1 protein-coding gene is annotated in these 1123 nt (G+C 47.5%); it reads left to right on the forward strand.

Translation table 11 applies throughout. The features are described 5' to 3' along the window. On the forward strand, positions 1-1123 hold a 1123-nt coding region (locus Q0256_RS03225; RefSeq protein WP_297959993.1), incomplete at both ends, for a toprim domain-containing protein.

The following is a 1123-nucleotide window of genomic DNA, read 5'->3' on the forward strand; positions in this document are numbered from 1 at the left end:
CCTCGTGCTCGAGCCGGTGGCCCCCAAGGAGGTCGTGGACGACGCCGTCCCCACCGCCAAGAGGGCCGCCGCCGAAAAAAGGATGCGAGCTCGCATTGCGTCCATCGCGCCGGAGCTTGTCTCAAATTTTGAGGCTATGAGACCGACGCTCATAGAAAACGGACTGCGCGGAATTTTCGTAAACTACGAAGCCCCTACCTTTTTGACCTACTCCAAGGACGCGATAGGATATTCGCACGAGCATCAAAGCATAGCGATCATCATTCGCGACGAGCGAGGCGTGCCGCTAAATATCAAATACCGAGAAAAATTTGCTTGGGATAGTAAGGCTCGCGCTATAAGCTCCGAGCGTATGAGCGGCAAGTGGATAGGCGAGAGCGGAGCCGCAGCGGCGCCGTTTCCGATTAGATATTTTTTAGACAACCCGGACGATCGCGTCATCGTCTGCGAGGGCGAAAAAGATGCCCTAAATTTGATGAGCTTCAACGTAAACGCCTTAACTTTGGGTGGCGCGGGGAGCAGATGGGACGAGTATCTGGAGCTGCTGCGCGGCAAGGATGTTTATATCTGGTTCGACCACGACGAGGCGGGATATGAAAACGCGATCAAAAGATATTATGAGATCAAGCCCGTAGCGCGAAGCACCCATATCGTGCTATTTTATATGCTCGAAAAAGACCTGAATAAGAAATATGACATCAGCGATTGGCTCTACAACCATACCTCGAAGATCACAAATGACAATATGTTTGATCTGCTGGCGTTTAGTTGTTTCGAGCCGACAAACATCGTGATCGATGAGATCTGCGATTACTTTCCGAATTTGCGCGAGAAGCTGGCGCCCTTCCGACGCGGCAAGATAATCCATTATTTTGATGAAATTTTTGCTAAAACATTACAAAAAAATATACAATATATATGGACACTGTATTTATTGGCAAAAGAAAATAAGCGTATTGAGGGCCCTGAGCTTGGCAGGATTAGTGAGCTTGTAATTGATTACGGTCTTAAAAATCTAAAAGGAGCGGATCTTGAGAGTTCTGAAAACTTGATTGAAGAGACTTTACCTGTTTTATCTGCATTGAAGTGGAGTAAGGCTTCTTCGCAGGTAAACAAATTTTTT

Origin of the sequence: uncultured Campylobacter sp., from assembly GCF_937949835.1 — a bacterium.
Taxonomy (GTDB): domain Bacteria; phylum Campylobacterota; class Campylobacteria; order Campylobacterales; family Campylobacteraceae; genus Campylobacter_B.